The organism is Shewanella sp. Koi 1, from assembly GCF_052907445.1.
This window is the reverse complement of record NZ_JBREJM010000001.1, coordinates 4,537,570-4,555,534: the sequence shown is the minus strand read 5'-3', so window position 1 is coordinate 4,555,534 and position 17,965 is coordinate 4,537,570. Positions and strand designations below refer to the sequence as shown.

16 protein-coding genes and 1 pseudogene are annotated in these 17,965 nt (G+C 47.9%); 2 read left to right on the top strand and 15 right to left on the bottom strand.

Translation table 11 applies throughout. The annotated features are described in order from the left end of the window. Positions 1-158: 158 nt before the first annotated feature. Genes ACUZ8J_RS20050 through ACUZ8J_RS20040 form a run of 3 tightly spaced genes read right to left on the bottom strand, consistent with a single transcriptional unit; the run spans position 159 to position 2,764 of the window. Positions 159-1,151: a DUF2955 domain-containing protein gene (locus ACUZ8J_RS20050; RefSeq protein ID WP_446694760.1), complete on the bottom strand. Its 993-nt coding sequence runs from the start codon at positions 1,149-1,151 to the stop codon at positions 159-161. Beyond that, on the bottom strand, positions 1,141-2,247 hold the full coding sequence (locus ACUZ8J_RS20045) for an HlyD family secretion protein (protein ID WP_446694759.1): 1,107 nt from the start codon (positions 2,245-2,247) through the stop codon (positions 1,141-1,143). Before ACUZ8J_RS20045 ends, ACUZ8J_RS20050 begins: the two co-directional genes overlap by 11 nt. A 25-nt stretch (positions 2,248-2,272) precedes the next feature. Beyond that, positions 2,273-2,764, bottom strand: coding sequence for a hypothetical protein (locus ACUZ8J_RS20040; protein WP_446694758.1), 492 nt, complete (start codon positions 2,762-2,764; stop codon positions 2,273-2,275). Positions 2,765-2,909: 145 nt separating this feature from the next. Here ACUZ8J_RS20040 and ACUZ8J_RS20035 point away from each other — a divergent pair, with 145 nt between their 5' ends. Continuing rightward, positions 2,910-3,584, top strand: coding sequence for a potassium channel family protein (locus tag ACUZ8J_RS20035; RefSeq protein ID WP_446694757.1), 675 nt, complete (start codon positions 2,910-2,912; stop codon positions 3,582-3,584). A 373-nt stretch (positions 3,585-3,957) separates the two neighbouring features. Here ACUZ8J_RS20035 and ACUZ8J_RS20030 read toward each other — a convergent pair whose 3' ends face one another. From ACUZ8J_RS20030 to ACUZ8J_RS19995, 8 genes and pseudogenes are all read right to left on the bottom strand, one after another. Next, positions 3,958-6,195 (bottom strand): patatin-like phospholipase family protein, encoded by a 2,238-nt coding sequence (locus ACUZ8J_RS20030; RefSeq protein ID WP_446694756.1) that lies wholly within the window; start codon positions 6,193-6,195, stop codon positions 3,958-3,960. Positions 6,196-6,243: 48 nt separating this feature from the next. Beyond that, entirely contained in the window at positions 6,244-7,011 is a 768-nt protein-coding gene (gene hdhA / locus ACUZ8J_RS20025; protein ID WP_282678427.1) for a 7-alpha-hydroxysteroid dehydrogenase, read from the bottom strand. A gap of 736 nt (positions 7,012-7,747) precedes the next feature. Next, positions 7,748-8,119: a hypothetical protein gene (locus ACUZ8J_RS20020; RefSeq protein ID WP_446694755.1), complete on the bottom strand. Its 372-nt coding sequence runs from the start codon at positions 8,117-8,119 to the stop codon at positions 7,748-7,750. Positions 8,120-8,121: 2 nt separating this feature from the next. Beyond that, entirely contained in the window at positions 8,122-8,490 is a 369-nt protein-coding gene (locus tag ACUZ8J_RS20015) for a hypothetical protein (RefSeq protein ID WP_446694754.1), read from the bottom strand. A 99-nt stretch (positions 8,491-8,589) separates the two neighbouring features. Next, on the bottom strand, positions 8,590-9,240 hold the full coding sequence (locus tag ACUZ8J_RS20010) for a MarC family NAAT transporter (RefSeq protein WP_446694753.1): 651 nt from the start codon (positions 9,238-9,240) through the stop codon (positions 8,590-8,592). Between the two features lie 87 nt (positions 9,241-9,327). Then, on the bottom strand, positions 9,328-12,372 hold the full coding sequence (locus ACUZ8J_RS20005; protein WP_446694752.1) for an efflux RND transporter permease subunit: 3,045 nt from the start codon (positions 12,370-12,372) through the stop codon (positions 9,328-9,330). Then, complete coding sequence (locus tag ACUZ8J_RS20000; RefSeq protein ID WP_446694751.1) at positions 12,372-13,445, bottom strand: efflux RND transporter periplasmic adaptor subunit; 1,074 nt, start codon at positions 13,443-13,445, stop codon at positions 12,372-12,374. The genes ACUZ8J_RS20005 and ACUZ8J_RS20000 overlap by 1 nt, the downstream gene beginning before the upstream one ends. 143 nt (positions 13,446-13,588) lie before the next feature. Continuing rightward, a pseudogene (locus tag ACUZ8J_RS19995) lies at positions 13,589-14,049 on the bottom strand (transposase); the annotation flags it as partial. Between the two features lie 540 nt (positions 14,050-14,589). Between ACUZ8J_RS19995 and ACUZ8J_RS19990 the strand changes: the two are divergent. Next, a complete protein-coding gene (locus ACUZ8J_RS19990; protein WP_039977473.1) occupies positions 14,590-15,102 on the top strand; it encodes a DUF1993 domain-containing protein in 513 nt (170 codons plus the stop codon). A gap of 38 nt (positions 15,103-15,140) precedes the next feature. On the opposite strand, the gene ACUZ8J_RS19985 is transcribed toward ACUZ8J_RS19990, so the two are convergent. Genes ACUZ8J_RS19985 through ACUZ8J_RS19970 form a run of 4 tightly spaced genes read right to left on the bottom strand, consistent with a single transcriptional unit; the run spans position 15,141 to position 17,944 of the window. Continuing rightward, positions 15,141-16,457, bottom strand: coding sequence for a sensor histidine kinase (locus ACUZ8J_RS19985; RefSeq protein ID WP_446694750.1), 1,317 nt, complete (start codon positions 16,455-16,457; stop codon positions 15,141-15,143). Between the two features lie 2 nt (positions 16,458-16,459). Next, positions 16,460-17,122 (bottom strand): winged helix-turn-helix domain-containing protein, encoded by a 663-nt coding sequence (locus tag ACUZ8J_RS19980; protein ID WP_023265941.1) that lies wholly within the window; start codon positions 17,120-17,122, stop codon positions 16,460-16,462. Next, complete coding sequence (locus ACUZ8J_RS19975) at positions 17,122-17,388, bottom strand: PepSY domain-containing protein (protein ID WP_037423059.1); 267 nt, start codon at positions 17,386-17,388, stop codon at positions 17,122-17,124. Before ACUZ8J_RS19975 ends, ACUZ8J_RS19980 begins: the two co-directional genes overlap by 1 nt. Next, positions 17,381-17,944, bottom strand: coding sequence for a diheme cytochrome c (locus ACUZ8J_RS19970; RefSeq protein WP_088586514.1), 564 nt, complete (start codon positions 17,942-17,944; stop codon positions 17,381-17,383). Before ACUZ8J_RS19970 ends, ACUZ8J_RS19975 begins: the two co-directional genes overlap by 8 nt. Between the last annotated feature and the right edge of the window lie 21 nt (positions 17,945-17,965).

Below are 17,965 nucleotides of genomic sequence, written 5' to 3'. Positions count from 1 at the left end.
TATAGTCTAACTTTTGTGGGCTAACTAGCTTATATATCGTACATTTAAGATGTAGATGTTACGCCATAACTCTAATGTTATAAAATAGATATCAGCTTAAATAATTTGATATTTAAATAATTAAAAGCCAAGTAAAAACCCTGCTTGGCTTTGGCATGTTATTTTTGTGTTTTGGGATACAAGATTATTAAACTCATAATACCAAGTAAGACTGCGGCAAACACGGAAGTAAAGCGAACAAGATCATCCGAGATAGCACTGATGCTCGTTGACGTAATTCCGTAGAACACCAAAACGACATAACTGGAATACATCAATTGAATCGAGTTATAACTGGCTTTCTTCGAAACGGCATTAATCCCCATAAATAATGCGCTAACCAATGCAACGCCCAAGGTTCCCACAAGATTGACTTGCATTAAACTCATCACTAAAGGGGGAATTGCATACAATACGCTAGCGTATGTTGTCAGTAATCTTCTTAAACCGTAATCTTTACCAATGCTTGGGTCGGGGTCCTTGATGATTAACGCGACAATGATAGTAATAATCGTACTTTGCTCCAAATCCAGCTGGATAGTACATACCATCATGGTCATAACAATGATGGCTTTGAGCAGCGTTTGCCAATCGAGCAAATATTTAGTTGTTGATGCAACAGAGACGATATTCGTCGAAAGTGGCTCACCACCAGGAAATAAGAAATAAGCCAAATATGCAGTAAAACCTGCGATAAAAATATTTTCTAGCAGAGCAATCGGAATTTGCTCAACGTTTATCCCCTTTTGTTGGGTAAATATTGCAATCATCGTCGTAGACACTATCAGTAAGATTGCAAACACGTCTTGCGAATTCTTCTTGGTTCGCTCCATGCACCAGTAAAAGACTCCAAACAAGAAGAGGTAATAGAGGTGAGCATAATCGCTCAACAACTCACTCATTAACGCTTGAAACCAAGCGGTAACGAACAGAATACCGCCCATAATAAACACCATAATAACAGGTGGAGGTTCATGAGTCGTGGTCAGAAAAACCGCACACATCGCAGGTGCTAATAAGGGCAAATCTGTTCCAAAAACGTATTGCCAGAACAGCAATAGCACAGGGAATACCGCAACCCTTATGATTGGATTTGCTGCACTACGATACATAGCTAATGTAACTCCATGCCCAGATCCACAAATCTTGCAGTCTTTCACCTAGGTAGTTTTCATTAGGATAGAAACCAACAACTGCGCGGCCACCATATCTTAACTCAAGATCTTCAGGTAATTTGGTGAACTCAATATTAACGGGGAAACGTTGTGCTTTTGAGCTGCTTGTTGGTGAGGTCATTAATCCATTACTGGTATCTTGTGCAAGGCTACCATTACCGCTGCTTCCCCAACCGATAGAAGAGATTTGCCCTTCATATACATCGCCAGGATAGGCATCGAACACAATTTTAACTTTATCGCCTAACTTCAAGTGAGCAAGAGAATTCTCTCTCACCATGGCGGTCAACCACAGGTTATTGTTATTGATAAACGTGAGAACAGGTTGCCCAGTACTTGCATAATCGCCAACGGCAATATGCATATTAGTAATTACACCATCAGCAGGAGCAAGAAGTTTAGTGCGATTGAGGTCGAGTAGGGCTTGCTCCTGTCGGTTAAGAACAGATTGTATTTCTGGGTTCTCTATTCCTCTGGGACCAAACTCTTGTTTGGCTTTTTCTAATGCAGATGACGCTTGAGCTAACCCCGCTTGCGCAGTCTCCAATTCAGCAATGATGTCGTCCATCGAAGCTTGGCTGATAGTACCTTTTTCTGCCAAAACGCGATTACGTTCTACGTTTTTCTTCGCATTATCAACCTTAACCCGAGCTGCAACTTCATTCGCCTGAGCGACACTGATAGCTGCTGAATCGGCTTCATAAGATTGCGCAGCTTGTTGCAAATCAAACTTTGCAGCTTTAACAGCTAATTCAAATGGGCGTGGATCAATAGTAACAAGCGCATCTCCCGCCTTTACTGAACTATTATTGACAATATGGACTTCTGAAATAGGGCCCGAGACTTCAGGAATAATACGGATCAATTGACCATTCACTCGAGCTTGGTCTGTCATAGGAGTGATTCGATCAGCCCATAGAGTGTAAAGCCAAAGAACGGCAAATAAGGCAAAAATGTAGTATGTGAATGAACGAGCTTGATTGATTTTTTTATCGTCTTGCTCTGAACTCGTTTGGCTATTATTTTCTGACATTTTGTGTTCCTTTACACATGTACTCTTATTGTTGTTCCAGTAAATTGACCTTTTTATAGATGATGCTTTTCTTAGTTCTGACTTCTACAGCAATTGTGATGATGAAGGCAAATAGGCCAACTAGTCCAACAGCTGTCGAAGAAGAGACAGACACTTCACCTACATATTTGGTCCAGATAACCGCAAGTGCGACAAACCAACCAAATAGTGCAGCGGCCTGCGTTACTGCAATAGGAACAAGGTGAGACCAAAAACCGCTTTGTAGCTTATTGATATGCTGTGGGTGGGATTTTTTTAGTTGATGAAAAAAAATCTTTGAAGTAATAAGCGATAAAATAATCCCTAAACCAAATGTAAGAGACACTGCTTGCCCCCATACTGTCACCTCAGTATTGGTTATCATGTTTAGCGATATGGGGACACTATCCATTCCCTTAAAATGGTAACTGGCGATGTAGCCATTGATGGCTCCGTTAATTCCCGCTCCAAATAAGGAATCCTTCACTTTGATATCCACGTTTAGCACCTGAATGTTGTTTCATGACCTATTGTTAAGTATAACGATAACATGCTAATTAATATATGTTAAAAATCACATATTTCCTGATATTATTCAATAAAACATACCAATACATAATGATCAAAGCGAAAGGATGAAAGCGATGAAGCTCAGCAGAACTACGCAAAAAATAAGTCAGAAAAATAACTTTATCTACTTAACACTAGCGTTAATCATGCTGTTAATCTCCGCCTCTCTAGTGCAGTTGTTGCGAGATAATATAATGGAATATGTGATGCGGGGCATAATCATTATTATCTTTATAGTTTGTTTTGTTAGCTTGCAGTTTGACCGAAAGTGGACGCATTTTTTAAGAGGGCTGGTAGTTACATGGATAGGTGCGACAGTGATTCAGTATGCACTTAATGTTCAAGAGACGAACCTACTGATGCTTGCTCTGACCTTGATATTTTTCTGTGGCACCTTCCAATCATTAGTTAGGCAAATTTTATTCTCAGGTAAAATCGATGACAATAAGCTTATTGGTTCAGTCGCATTATTTTTATTACTAGGATTAATGTGGGCGGTGGCCTACCTGATTTTAGTCGAATTAGATCCACTATCTTTTCATGGATTGGAAGCAATTAAGTGGGAAGATAATTTCTCTAATAGCGCTTATTTTAGCTTCGTCACATTAACTACTCTTGGCTATGGCGATATCAGTCCTGTTACTCCGATCGCGAAGACCTTAGTATACTTAGAGTCAATCGTTGGCGTTTTTTACATGGCGGTTGTGGTTTCTAGTTTAGTTAGCTCTAATTTAGTGCGTGAGAAGTAGGACGTAGAAGCTATCAACTGTTTACTGATTATTGACTTACTTGTAGTTGACGAAATAGATCAAGTTATTCCAAACGACAAATGTGCTTCATTTAGTGGCAATTAGTAGCAATGTCAAATTGCTGCCAAGTTAGAATATTTCACTTTAAAAATTAGCACTAACTCGCCACTAAGGCTACGCCATTTTACTCGTGTTTCACAGAGCAATGCCTAAGTTCGGACATATTGAGATGATGATGCAAAAATTTCAAAGATGTTGTTGACTTGCACATTCTTCACTTACTCTATATTCGCCTTTGCAAAATGAAATTTCGCAGATCTTATTCTGGCTGAACCAGAAATAGATTATGGTTTGAGGAAGTTTAAGCATTTCCTTAAAACTGTTTACCCAGAAACAAGTAAAAGCTGCTATCACCAGTATCTGCGTGACCAAAAGCCAATGCAGCGGGGCCTAGACCAGTCTCCATGCCGATAAACACACTTCCAGCATAGATGAGGTCGTTCATCGAAACATCATCCCGAAGCAGCCACACATTTCCAGCCTCAAGCGAAGCGCCCAAGTAAAAGGGGGAGGAAATACCGAGTATTTCTCGGCCTAAGTCATAGGTATAAATCCCCCCAAACAATAATTTATGACTGCCAAACAAGCTGTCTTTTGAAAAGCCCGACAAGTTCAAGAATCCGCCGATAGAGTTTAGCCGCGCCAATGTAAGCAGATCCTCACTGAGCATCTCAAACTCCGACTTCACGATAAAATTGTGCGGGCCAAAGTGTGTCGCTGCCATCCACTCCAAGTCAAAGGCATAGAATTTGCTTCGCCGCCAAGGCGCACTGTCAAATATCAAGTTGCTGCTGCTGTTGAGATGGCTAACTTGAGCGAACAAACGCTGCCCGCGACTGGGAAACATTGGTTGATCAAGTGAATCATAACCAAAGACCAATTCCGGCCCATAGAACCAGTAATCGCCTAATTTATCCAGAGTGTTGGTTGCAACGGCGCTGTAGTTTCCATCTTCATATCGGTAGACCATCTTTAGTTGGGCGTTTCGTCCGATATTAATGCCTCCACCTAACGCCGCGCTATAGCGATTCCGTTCAATTCGGACAAAAGGAAACGATTCGATTTGCTCAAACGCATTCCACTCTTTGCGCTCAGCTTCCGCTTCAACGACAACAAAGTAGTGCTGCAGATCATCAATCGGTTGGTACCACTCGGTGCCTAAACGCTTGATGCTGCCTATATCAGCTTCAAGTCGCAATTGTCCGCCAGCATCAAATAGATCGTTCACCGTCAGGGCCGCATCAATAGCCAAATCAAGCTGTTGCTCTAGGTTATCCTCAATGCGCAACCCCATGTCGAACACGTTAGGCCCCCAGTTTTTACCCCGGGTTTTTACCACCAGTTCTGGACCCTGTTCCCCTTGTGCTAGGAAGGCATCAACCCGTTCAAAGTGATTTAGTGAGTACAGTCGAGCGATGGCTTGCTCTATCTCATTGTCATTGATCACATCACCCGGCTTAACCGCAAGCACATCGCGAATCACATCATCTCTCACCCAGCTTTGATTGTTAAGCTTGACCGCTACCACCGGGGGCTGTGTACTAATCCAGTTGGCACGATTAATCTGCTTAGCCAAGTAATAGTTACGATAGGTATCTTCATCTAGACGATAACGCAGCAAAGCAGCAAGATGGTTCCTAGCTGCGCGTTCACCTTCTGGGATCAGGCTTGGCATGGAATCAAAATCACTGGTGCCTATCCCTTTGACGTTGGGCTGGATCAGTATGTCATTTTCTGTCATCAGGGCGACCTGCTGGTCTCTGGACAGGTTAGTCAGATAGCCGCTGAGCTGATCCAGAACATCAAACACGGATTTTAGTTCATCTTTTTCTTTCAGTGGCGCGCCAATATCTACGGCAATCACGATATCCGCGCCCATACTTTTAACGACCGAGACTGGCATATTATTGACCATACCGCCATCAACCAAAAGTTTTCCGTCGCGCTCAATTGGTGCCAAGGCTCCTGGAACGGTCATACTGGCCTGCATCGCTTCTAAAAGGTTACCGCTTCGCAATACCACTTCGCTGCGGTCGGTTAGGTCTGTCGCAACAAAGCGCACGGGGATTGGCAGTAAATCGAAGTCAGACACTTCCGAGACTGTGCCAATGGAGCGCCGAAGCAATGACGCCATACTTTGGCCTAGCAGTGCGCCTTTGGCAAAGCGCAATTCACTATCGCGAAAGCCGATTTTAAGTTCAATGGGATAGCTGTCGGAGAACTGCTTGTCACGATAATTGAGATCGTTGCGGGGAATGTCATCGGAAAATCCGGTGTTGAAGTCCAGTGACAGCATAATCGATTCAATCTGGTCAGCACTGTAGCCCAACGCGTATAAACCTGCTACGTATGCTCCCATTGATGTGCCGGCAATGTAATCTATCGGAATACGGTTTTGCTCGAGAACTTTCAGCACACCCACGTGAGCGGCGCCTTTGGCTCCACCACCGGACAGGGCCAGACCAATTTTGGGGCGCTCGGTCGCTGATATTGAGCAAACCGTCATGACGCTCATAAGCAGCGCCAAGATCCAAAACTGTCTGGTGACCATACGTTTTTCCTTCGACATTATGAACTTAACTCATGCATTAAAGGTTGTTCAGTCAAGTTCCTGCAAACCTCCGCCTGAGACAGTCAATACCTGCCCACTGATCCAGCTTGCTGCTGGCGAGCAAAGAAATAATGCCGCGTTAGCCATGTCCTGCGGTTCACCAAGACGCTTTAGCGGAGTCCCTTTCAGCATCAACTGTTCAATCTCAGGGGTTAGGACTGATTTTAACGCCGCAGTTTTTGTGGCACCTGGAGCAATCGCATTGACCCGGATATTCATCGGCCCTAGGTCATAGGCGATGTTACGCGTCAAATGACTCTCGGCGGCTTTCGAGGATGCATAGGACGCCATCCGCTTGTTGCGGTTATCGCCGGACATCGAGGTAATGTTTAAAATAGCTCCACCGCCGTTTTTATCCATATGTGGTGCAGCAAGTTGACAGAGTCTAAACACGGAAAACACGTTCAGTTCAAACGCGCGATGCATTTCAGACATGGGCATATCGAAAGGTTTGGGACCACCACCGCCGGCATTATTGACGAGAATTGTCAGCCCCCCGAATTCTTCGACGGTTCGATCAACGGCTGCGGCCAGATCAGATTCTTCCATTACGTTGCAAGCGACACCAATTGCATTACCACCGCGATCGACAATACCTTTTGCCACAGCTTCGGCATCATTAGCGTTTAGATCGGTAACACACACGGCTGCACCAGCCCCAGCAAAAGTTTCAGCAATACTACGACCTATCCCAGATCCGGCTCCAGTAACTAGTGCTATCGAACCATCTAACCTAAAATATTTTCCATCGTACATTGGGCTCTCCATCCACTTTAAAATGCTCTAAATTTATAACAGCCCGCAGAAGAAAAAGCTATATCCACAAGAATTTACACGAAAAAAGAGAGGGCTGCGGAAAAACCGTATAGTAGTCTCATGAAACAGGAGACGCTGCGCTCCCAAACGGGCTACAGCTATAAGAGAAGGGAAGGTCATTATGTGGCGAAACCCTAATCGCGGTTCCAAATACTCTAAATAGGTATTTTGACGTTTAGGAGCCCACTCGAGCCTGAGTAACAGATCTTGGATCTACCGCAAGTAGCAGAGCAGACGTAACAAGTCCATCTTTTAAATAGAATTATTCTGCGAGCTCATGAAAGCGTTCACAAGCCCTACATCCTGGGCAACTGTCAGCTCAAGCCTAAGCTAGTACACCTAACCGAAAACAAGTAACTTCACCACTTTTCGATATGGGCATACCCTTATTACAGCTTTCTATTGCATCATCAAGATCGAATCCTGAACTGCGCCAGCATCTTGTTTCTTATGCACTAAACTTTTCTTTGATTCATTTTGAGGCATCTTTCAAATAAAAATCCCGCGCTATTCCAATCTGAAATATCTTCTGCGCTAAATCCTGCTAACTTCAAAGCAGATATGAATTTCATCTCAGACCAATCTTTGGGAACCGAACTTAAATTAGCAGGCTCGAACAGATTTTCAGCATAATGTCTCCTCAAGGGGCGGTTAACACAAGCGCCTTTTCAACAGCTTAATCATTGTCATTTGCAATGGCTGAGGCGACACCGATAATTGCAGCGCCAACAATCACGCCGCCTAAAATATCGTTGTCGTCATTCCATCTGTCACGGCGAGCTTCACGCAATTCACGGCGGATCTCGTACCGGGCTTCACGTTTCTCTCTGCTGACCTCACGGTAACCTTCGCGAATTTCACGTCTGGCGCATTCCCTAGTTTTACAGCGCATCAGTTCGCGTTTGGCTTCTCGCTTTTCACGTTCTACTTCTCTGATGCCTTCACGGATTTCCTGACGAACCTCCCACCGGCCGGCACTTGCAAGAGGCGACCAGCCGCTGGAACATAGTGCCAACGCCAGTAAGAGCAGAATGACCTTAGTCTTCATGGTTATGCTCCTTTTCCTTTACGAAAGGACGCAATCCGTTCTTCATAACGCTTCAGGACTTCGACACACTCGTCCACTTTGAGCTCGATATTGCTGCCATAGCCAAAACTTGCTGCAAATAAAAAGGCACGGTCACCGCCAAGTGTGCGAGAGATTTCGTTGTTAATGTCCATTGCTTCACGTTCCAGAGCAGCCTTTTGCTCAGACGCCACACAACCGAGTGCAAGACCTGTCATATAGCCGAATTTCTTCAGTCCATCGTCAACTTCTGCTTCCGCTTTCAACGGATCGACAGCGGTATCATCCGCATATGTCAGCGGCAGAAATATCGCCATTACCAAAGTTGCTGCCTTTATCATTCTTTGCACCATATAAGCTCCATCTCTTCTGAAGGTCCGATTTAACCAAGAGTTAAGCGTAGCACAGGGCAAAAAGTGCGCAATAATGAATATTGTGACAGCTTCCTATAATCACTGCGCGCATAACGTCTGGAATGCTGGATCAGTTAGCAACTCTTTCACGCCATTAATCATAAATTGCATTCCCATACTGATAAGCAAAAAGCCCATTATTCGTGTTAGAGCATCTATCCCTGCTTTCCCCATAAACCGGCAAACAGGTTGTGCCATTCGTAACACAACCCAGCTAGTAAGGCTTATCAAAGCAAAGGCAGCCACCATACCGGCATAAATCGGTGTTCTGTCGTAATCATTCGGAATATCAGAAATCTGCGCAGCACCACTAATTACTAACGCCATGGTGCCGGGCCCACACATGCTGGGGATGGTTAACGGTACAAACGCAATACCGTCATGGACTTGCTGACCTGTATCGGCAGCTGGTGATGGAAATAGCATACGAAACCCTATAACCCCGATAATTAATCCACCTGCTAATCTCAGACCCGGGATAGAAATCCCAAAGGTGTTCAAAATTGATGAGCCAATAAAAAAGGTGACGCATAGCGTTACAAATAGCCAAATAGACGCCATATTTACCTGTTGCCGAACATAGGCTGGATCCCGACCATTGGTTAAGCCAAGCAGTAAAGTTGCCGTTGTTGGAGGGTTAACCATTGGCAGCAATGCAGTAAATGCTAGTAATGTGACTTGTAAAAACATTGCAAAATAACTCCCAGATAAAACAAAAAGAGGGCTTAATCACCCTCTTTATATTACAGAGGTAAGCCAGCGCGCTGCTGGCGTGTTTCAGCGCGTTGGTGCCTGTATCTGCAGCAAGACGGCGTACAACAGCGGGATCACAATCAATGTCAGGGCTGTGGCAAACAGCAAACCAAACATAATAGTTACCGCCATGCTCTTGAAGAAGGGATCCATAATCAGCGGCGCAACCCCGAGTATGGTGGTCAGGGCACCGAGTACCACAGGGCGGGCGCGGCTGACCGAGGCCTGCACTAACCCGTCCAGTGGCGCAGCGCCGGCGCGGATATCGCTGTCGGCCTGATCCACCAGCACAATCGCGTTTTTCACCATCATGCCAATCAGGCTCAAAAAGCCGAGAATAGCCATAAACTCAAACGCGGTGTTAAACAGCACCAGCCCCACCACCACGCCTATCACCGCCAAGGGCACAGTGAGCCAGATAACCAGCGGCTGTCTGAGCGCATTGAACATAAACACCACGGCCAAGATCATCGCGGCAAAGCCAAACGGCGCTGACGAGGCCAAGCCTTCGTTGGCATCGTTGGAGGCCTTGTACTCACCATACCAGGTCAGCCGATAACCCGGTGGCAGCGCAATGGCTTCAATCTCAGGGCGAACTCGGTTAAACGCTTCGTTAGTGAGCACGCCCGGCGCCGGATCGGCCTGCACCAGAATGGTGGGCTGGCGATCGATGCGGCGCACAATGGCATCCTGCCACTCGACGGCGATGTCGCTGGTCATTTCACTGAGCGGTACCTGACGACCGGCAACCGGGCTGTAAACCTGCAGGCTTTCAATGGCGCGCTCAAAGCGGCGTTCGCTCTCGGGCGCGCGCACCACCATCGGAATGAGGTCATCCCCTTCGCGGTACGAGCCAATCGTGGTGCCACTGAGCATTTGTGCCAGCGCCTGATTCAGCTCCACACTGGTCAGCCCCAGTTGCTGCACCACCGCCTGATTGTATTTGGGCACCAGCACAGGCACCTGCTGGCGCCAGTCATCCTGCACCGCAATCAGCTGAGGATTTTGCAACATCAGCGCCTTGGCCTGCTCTGCCAGTTCGCGCAGTACCCTTGGGTCCGGGCCACTGAAACCCGCCTCGATTTTCTTACCGCCGCCGCGGCCAAGCATAAACTTCCACACCTTGATGGAGGCATCAGGATAGTTTTCAGAGAGTTGCTGCTGCAGTTTTACCACCAATGCCGCAATGTTCTGATAATCATCCACATCTATCAGCAGTTGGCCATAGGCCGGGTTACGCGGCTCGGGGGAGTAAGTCAGCATAAATCGAAGACCGCCGCCGCCGGTAAAGCTGGTAATGCCGGTCACAGCCGCCTCTTTGGCGACCTCATCGCTGATGCGGCCAACCACGGTATGGGTGTAGTTGATGTCGGTACCCTGAGGTAAATACACATCCACCACAAACTGCGGCCGCTGTGATTCGGGCATAAAGCCCGGCGGAACCAGACGCATGCCAAACAGTGCCAGCGCCAACAGGCCAATCAACCCCAGTCCGGTCAGGATGCGGTTGCCAAGCACCCACATCAGCATGGCGCGATAGGCGCCGAGCACCTTGCCCTCGTTCTGACCGGCAGCTTGTTGCTTAACCTGCAAAAACTGATGGCACAGCAGCGGAGTAATGGTGACCGAAAACACCCAGCTAAGCAGCATCGAATAGAGGATGACCCAAAACAGCGAACCGGCATATTCACCCATGTCGCTCGGCGACAGGCCGATGGCGCTGAACGCGAGAATGCCCACCAAAGTGCCGCCAAGCAGCGGCCATACGGTGGCATTAACCACCTCGCTGATGGCTTTTTCACGCTCTTCACCCTGCTGCAGTTTTACCAGCACGCCGTCGGTCACCACGATGGCGTTATCCACCAGCATCCCCAGAGCGATGATGAGCGCGCCAAGGGAAATGCGCTGCATGGCAATGTCGTCCATCAGCATGATAATCAACGTGCCGGCCACGGTAAGAAGCAGCACAAAGCCAATAATCACCCCGGAGCGCACTCCCATAAACAGCAGCAGTACCACAAACACAATCACCACGGCGGCGATGAGATTGTCGACAAAGTTGGCCACCGAGGCTTTGACCGAATCGGATTGCATAGAGACGACATTCAGCTCCATGCCGATGGGGCGCTGATTTTCAAGCTCGGCCAGCCGCGCCTTGACCGCGTCGCCCATGTTGACCACGTTGCCGCCGCTGATGTTGGAAATACCCAGCCCGATAGCCCGTTCGCCGTTGTAGGTCATCATCAGGCTCATGGGCTCTTTATAGCCGCGCACCACGTTGGCCACATCACTGAGGCGCAGAACCTGGCCCTGATTGCCAAGACCAAGGGGCAGGTTTTTGAGTGCATCCAGGCTGCTAACCGCCGATTGAGGGATCACCGGCAGGCGCATATTGCCAGCTGGCAGCTCACCCGCAACCGTAACCAGATTCTGCTTTTGCAGTACCGAGAAGATTTGCTGGGCATTCATGCCAAGGGCGGCGAGGCGCTCAGCCGAGAACTCGAGATAAATTTCTTCCTGGCGGTTGGCCATGATGGCGGTTTTGGCCACCCCGTCCACCAAAGCCAGCTCTTTACTCAGAAAGTCGACATAGTCATACAGCTGCTTATCACTGTAGCCGGGGCCGGTGACGGCATAAAACAGGGCGTAAACGTCAGAAAAGTCGTCGTTAACTATCGCAGGCCCCGCCCCCTTGGGCAGTTGCCGTTGGGCATCGCCAATTTTTCGCCTCAGCTTATCCCACACCTGATCGAGTTCTCCCTTGGAGCGGGCAAACTGCAGGTCGATTTCAACTGTCACTTCCGACATGCCCTGCTTGGAGACCGACTTAACTTCTTTCACTTCCTGCAGCGCCTGCACTGCCGACTCAATCACATCGGTGACTTCGTCGGCCACCTCTTTGGCGGTGGCGCCGGGATAAGGGGTGATCACCACCGCCTGACGGATGACAAATTCAGGGTCTTCAAAGCGCCCCAGTTGTTGATAGCTAAGGTAGCCCCCAAGCAGCAGCAAACAGATGATCACCCAAACGCTGGTGCGTTTGGCAATCGAATAACGGGCGATATCCATCAGTTAGACTCCCCCGACTGCATTGGGTGAACCTTCATTCCTTCTGCCAGTGCGTGAACGCCTGCCACCACAATTTTATCGCCCGGGCTTAAACCCTCGGTCACCTGAATTTGGTTACCCAAAATATTGCCAACACTGATGCTGCGCTTGGCAACACTGCTGTCGGCATTCACCAACCAGACAAACTGGCTGCCGGTATTGGAAGGCACCACCGCATCCACAGGCACCAGCAGATGCTGATTTTGCGCGGCGCTGTCCATCACCGGATACACCTTGGCGTTCATGCCCGGCAACAGATTGGCGGCGCTTGGGTCATCAAAGCCCAGCACCACCTGATAGGTTTGCGATACCGGATCGGCATCGGCGGCGTAGTAGCGATAGGTCAGGCCAAAACGCTGCCCGGCCAGGCCTTCGATTTCTGCCACCGCCCGCTGGCCAGCATTGGGCTCAAGAAACAGTTTGCCGGGCACATTGATCATCACCTCCAGATTGGCGGGATTGTGCATAACGTAAACCGGCTGATTGGGCTGCACCGTGGCAAAGTTATTCACCAGCTTTTGTGCCACAGTGCCATCAAAGGGGGCGTTAAGACTGGCGTTGGCCAAATCCTGCTGCGCCTTGGCAACCTTGTTGGCGGCCAGATCGCGCTTAACTTTAAGCTGATCCAAATCGCTGCGCGAAATCGCCTGACTGGTCGAGAAAATTTTATTGCCACGGTCGAAATCGGTTTGCGCCTGCTTAAATTCAACATTGGCAGAATTGAGCGCGGTTTTCAGCTCCGCATCATCCAGTGTGGCCAGAGTTTGGCCCCGGCTGACTTTATCACCTTCCTGCACCGTCATGCTGGCTAGCTTGCCCGACTGCTTAAAGGCCAGCTCCGCCCGCTCGGCACTGCGGACTACGCCGGTAAACTGGGTTTGCGATATGCCCTGAGGCTGCAATGTAACTATCATGGCTGGCCGCGAGATGTCGCCTGTTGCTTTGACTTCAATGGGCGCCTGTTCGCAGCCAAGTAGAGCTAAGGTGATGGCGCTAAAAAAGATGGCAAACTGACAACCTTGTCGCAGTATCATTCTATGTTCCTCTTATAAGTGACGATTGATTGTGGTCGAAGCGCAATGGATACAGCTACTATAGCCAGTGGCATAAATTGTTGTTATTTACCATAAAGCAGTTAAATCCAGTATAGATTAAGCTTCTAAAAATAAAAACAAATTGTATTGTTCGCTTCAGCTAAACCGTTTGATAGACCAATTAAATATGCCTCAGAGTTTGCTTTCGATAGTGTCTGCCGCTGCCAGTAAAGGTTTTAGACCACTATTTAGTTAAGGCTATTCAATCATTCCATCGCTGCCTTGTTCATCGAACACTATTGCCATGCCAGATATTCTGAGACAGCTCTTTGTAATACCATGCAAGAGTCGAATTCATCATGGCCGGGATGCGTCCGCTAATTCCCTCTGGAGCGGGTTAGCTGAGATTATCTCGTCGTTTTAATCAGTAGAATCGTTTTCGGTGTGCCTTGTGCCGCATTGGCGGCACCAACTTAAGTGACTTGCGGATTTGGTTAACCGCTTCCGTTAGCATTTTGGCTTCATGGAGGCGATCAAATGCGATTTGCCTCTCTGCATTTGGTAATGCTTTCTTTACCGCTGTCCAGTAAGTTGCAGGAGAAAGTCATTACACTGGTAAAAAACGAGACATTTAAAACATTTTGGCTACAGAGTGTCATTTCGTGTGAGTACATATTTGCTTTAAATCTGAAGTTAACATTATTTTTGACATAAAAACTGATCAGAAATTGATCAGCGAAAAGACAGGTTTTTGTGACCGTGACCACCACATTGTCGTTAATGGTCATAAATATTCAGTCCGATTGTCATTCGAATAATGATAATTAAATCAATTGACAACAATTTAGGCAAAATAGGGAACGCGCAAAAATCCATATCTGCACGGCCTGTCACGCCGGGGGTCGCGGGTTCGAGTCCCGTCCGCTCCGCCAACACAAAGAGATAAGCCTCATCGAAAGATGAGGCTTTTTTCGTTTATGCGTTGAATAAATCTACTCTCCAGCTCAGTTTGATACCCATTAGCGCTGATGTTTTAGCGAATAGTGAAATAAATCTTTATCTCGCCTTGTTGAAATCGCCTCTTTTGCCCCAAGATAATCCGAAGTGCTGCAATCTGGTGGCGTTTATCACAGGAGTTTATGTCATGCTTTATGATTTAACGGCTGTTCAATTTAGCAAGATGCTGAAAAATTTGAGCCTTATTCTGGAGAAGGGTGAGGTTTTTGCCAATTTGAAGAAGGTGGATATGGCGGTGTTATTGAATTCCCGCTTAGCCCCCGATCAATTTAATCTGATCCGTCAGATCCAGATTGCCTGTGATACCGCTAAGATTGGGGTCGCGCGTCTGACGGGGAATTTAGAAACTGTACCTAAGCATGATGATACTGAAACGACGCTACCTGAGCTGCAGGCGCGTATTGCTTCTGTTATCGAGTACTTAGCTCAATTTACCGAGGCAGATTTTGCCGATGCGGCGACTATCCATGTTTCTCAACCGCGTTGGGAAGGTAAGTATTTGACAGGGTACGAGTTTGCGATTGAGCATGCTATCCCGAACTTATATTTCCATGTGACGACGGCCTATGCGATTCTGCGCCACAACGGTGTGGATGTGGGTAAGAAAGATTATCTTGGTCCTATGCCTTACAAGTCGTAATCCCCACCGCACAGCAGAGTGTTTGCTTTGCTGTGCGCTTAATGCGGCTGAGGTAATATCACGCTAACCTTTAGCCCGCCAAGAGCTGAATGTGTAAAGCTAAGTTCCCCCTGATAACTCTCGACAATATCTTTACAAATCGATAGGCCTAAGCCATGGCCTTGAGTGCTCTCATCGAGCCGAATCCCACGCTCCGTGATCAACGTTAAATCGCTATCCAATACTCCTTCGCCATCGTCGCTGACCTCAATCAGATACGCTCGATTGCTGGTATTCGTCTGCTTAATACAAAGCTGTATCTGTCGACGCGCATGCTTGCAGGCGTTATCGAGCAGATTGCCAAGCAGTTCCAGCAAGTCGTCCCGATCGAAGGGCAGCACAAGTTTCTTATCAAACTGACAATCAATTTGACGTTTTGGATAGATGCGCTGCATCACTTGGATAAGTGGCGGTAGATCGTCATTGAGCACGGTGAAACGTCCAGGGGTTGAAAGCCCGACGATTTTAGTGCGTTTAAGCTCTCGCTCAATAATATGGTGCAGATCCGCGAGTACCTTGCTGCCTTCGCGTCTTTGCTCTGGCGCTAGGCTCTCGAGGTAGGATTGTAGCCCTTGCAGAGGGCGTTTCATTTCGTGGGCAAGATTACCCAAGGCATTGCGTGAACGTTGCACCCTTTGCCCGAGTTGATTCATGAGGCGTTCGATTTCCTCAATCAAAGGGCTAATCTCTGTTGGCGTGTGCTGGGTATCGATTTCTTGCCCCTGGAGTCGCAGCTGCCTGATGGCATCTGGCATTTGCTCCAGCGGTTTAAAGCCCCGTTTGAGCAACAGATGTTGGGCAAATAACAGGATCATAATGGTCAGCAGTACCACTACCGCGGCAAAGCCTAAAAAGCGTAATTGGGTTTGCTCGAGTGAGCTAATGTCTTCCGTCACCCAGAGGATAATGGTTTGCTCATTCTTGGCGATTGCCTGACTGAGCATCAGCCAATGATGGTGGCCAACATATTGAGTTGCGAGTTGTTGTTCACCAACCTTTAGTGTTGGCAGGGTGACGTTATGATCGAAAAGCGATCGAGAGCGGAGTTGTTGCTCATCGATTTTAATCGCAAAGTAGTGGCCCGAATTGACCCTGTGATACACATTGGGAAGCCTGTCTGTACTTAGCGACCAAGTGCCATCGGCTTGCGGCTCTAGGGCGGAGATCAGGCTATCGGCATCGTGTTGCAGGCGTGAGGCGACAAAGTCTTGGGTCAAAATTTGAATGCCTTGAAATAGCAAATACAACAATAGTGCCATGGCGCAGGTGAGGGTGATAAGCAGATTACGGGTGAGATAGGCTTTGAGTGAATACACGCTTAGGCATCCTTGAGTCGATAACCTTGGCCGCGTCGCGTTTCGATATAGTCTTTGCCTAGGCGTTGGCGGAGTCGGTTGACGTACACTTCAATCACATTGCTGTCTTTGATTTGTTCCTCTTCGTAAATGCGCTCGCTCAACTCGGATTTGGACACAATCTTAGTCGGGTTGGCCATTAAATAATGCAGCAGGCGATACTCAATCTTAGTCAGCTCGATAACGTCTCCTTCGGCATTGGTCACTGCTTGTTTATCCACATCGAGGGAGACGCCCGCATGTTGCAGCAGATTATCGGCGCGGCCAAAGTGGCGGCGGATCAGCGCTTCTAATCTGGCGAGCAGCTCCTCAACATGGAAAGGTTTACCGAGATAATCGTCGGCGCCGGCCTTAAGGCCATCGACGCGTTCGTGCCAAGCATCGCGTGCCGTAAGAATTAACACAGGCATCAGCAAACCCTTTTGGCGCCATTGGCTCAGTACGCTTAAGCCCGGCTTACCGGGCAAGCCTAAATCGAGGATCACCGCTTCGAAGGCTTCTTCCTCACCGAGAAAGGCGCCATCGATGCCGTTATTGGCATGTTCAACGGTATAGCCCGCCTTGTTAAGGGCGGGAATGAGGCGAGCTACTAAGTCGGCATCATCTTCAATCAAGAGTAAGCGCATTAGTCGACCTTTTCCTTAAGCCATTCACCCGTTTTGGCATCGATCTTAATCTCATAGACAATGCCATCGTCGCGCAGGATTTCGAGTTCATAGATGATGCGCCCGTGTTTTTGCTCGACTTCAAGGTCGAGCAAACGTCCCTTTAGCCGTGATTCATAGCGTTGCATGATGGTGTCGAAGGGTAATACTTTACCCTCCTTCACCCATTCGACCACTTTGTTAGAGAGGTCGTCATCATGGGCTAGACAGCTTGGGCTGTTAATCATCCCAGCGGCCAAAGCCAGGAATATTAACGGTATCTTCATCGAATATGCCCTTCTCTGCGAGGTTGTGGCAATTGCTACATTGGCTGAATGAGCCGACTTTGGGGTTATCTTGCACCATGCGCCTTGGGATCTCATCGTGCTTACGGATAAAAAATGCCTGCTCGGTAATTTTTTGTGGCCCCATATCAGCAATTAAAGGTTTGCTATTTTTCATCACCTTACCATTTTGCGCGGCATGTTGAACGAGATATTGCTCAATTCTAGCTGTTGCTTCAGGCGTCAGGCTGGCATCATCACCAAAGTGATTGCTTAGGTTGTTGGTAATTGCCTGCCACTTGTCTGCGGGCAGTAAATTTGCGGGATACGCCATATGGCAACTACCGCATTCTGCCGAATACTCTGCATTTTGTGGGATGGCTTGATTCAGCGCGCGACCATCGTCGGCATAACCCGTGCTGGTAAAGGTTAAGCTGAGCCCTACGACGCCTATCGCCAGGGCGAGGGCAGTAAGTGTGGAGCCAGCAATCCAGCTTAGGGGATGGGCTTGTTTAGTCATGGTATTTCCTTACGTTTTGCT

Bases quoted from the DNA above. Each gene is read 5' to 3' on its own strand.
- ACUZ8J_RS20050 (WP_446694760.1), bottom strand. From the start codon at position 1,151: ATGTATCGTAGTGCAGCAAATCCAATCATAAGGGTTGCGGTATTCCCT.
- ACUZ8J_RS20045 (WP_446694759.1), bottom strand. From the start codon at position 2,247: ATGTCAGAAAATAATAGCCAAACGAGTTCAGAGCAAGACGATAAAAAA.
- ACUZ8J_RS20035 (WP_446694757.1), top strand. From the start codon at position 2,910: ATGAAGCTCAGCAGAACTACGCAAAAAATAAGTCAGAAAAATAACTTT.
- ACUZ8J_RS20030 (WP_446694756.1), bottom strand. From the start codon at position 6,195: ATGGTCACCAGACAGTTTTGGATCTTGGCGCTGCTTATGAGCGTCATG.
- hdhA (WP_282678427.1), bottom strand. From the start codon at position 7,011: ATGTACGATGGAAAATATTTTAGGTTAGATGGTTCGATAGCACTAGTT.
- ACUZ8J_RS20020 (WP_446694755.1), bottom strand. From the start codon at position 8,119: ATGAAGACTAAGGTCATTCTGCTCTTACTGGCGTTGGCACTATGTTCC.
- ACUZ8J_RS20015 (WP_446694754.1), bottom strand. From the start codon at position 8,490: ATGGTGCAAAGAATGATAAAGGCAGCAACTTTGGTAATGGCGATATTT.
- ACUZ8J_RS20010 (WP_446694753.1), bottom strand. From the start codon at position 9,240: ATGTTTTTACAAGTCACATTACTAGCATTTACTGCATTGCTGCCAATG.
- ACUZ8J_RS20005 (WP_446694752.1), bottom strand. From the start codon at position 12,372: ATGGATATCGCCCGTTATTCGATTGCCAAACGCACCAGCGTTTGGGTG.
- ACUZ8J_RS20000 (WP_446694751.1), bottom strand. From the start codon at position 13,445: ATGATACTGCGACAAGGTTGTCAGTTTGCCATCTTTTTTAGCGCCATC.
- ACUZ8J_RS19990 (WP_039977473.1), top strand. From the start codon at position 14,590: ATGCTTTATGATTTAACGGCTGTTCAATTTAGCAAGATGCTGAAAAAT.
- ACUZ8J_RS19980 (WP_023265941.1), bottom strand. From the start codon at position 17,122: ATGCGCTTACTCTTGATTGAAGATGATGCCGACTTAGTAGCTCGCCTC.
- ACUZ8J_RS19975 (WP_037423059.1), bottom strand. From the start codon at position 17,388: ATGATTAACAGCCCAAGCTGTCTAGCCCATGATGACGACCTCTCTAAC.
- ACUZ8J_RS19970 (WP_088586514.1), bottom strand. From the start codon at position 17,944: ATGACTAAACAAGCCCATCCCCTAAGCTGGATTGCTGGCTCCACACTT.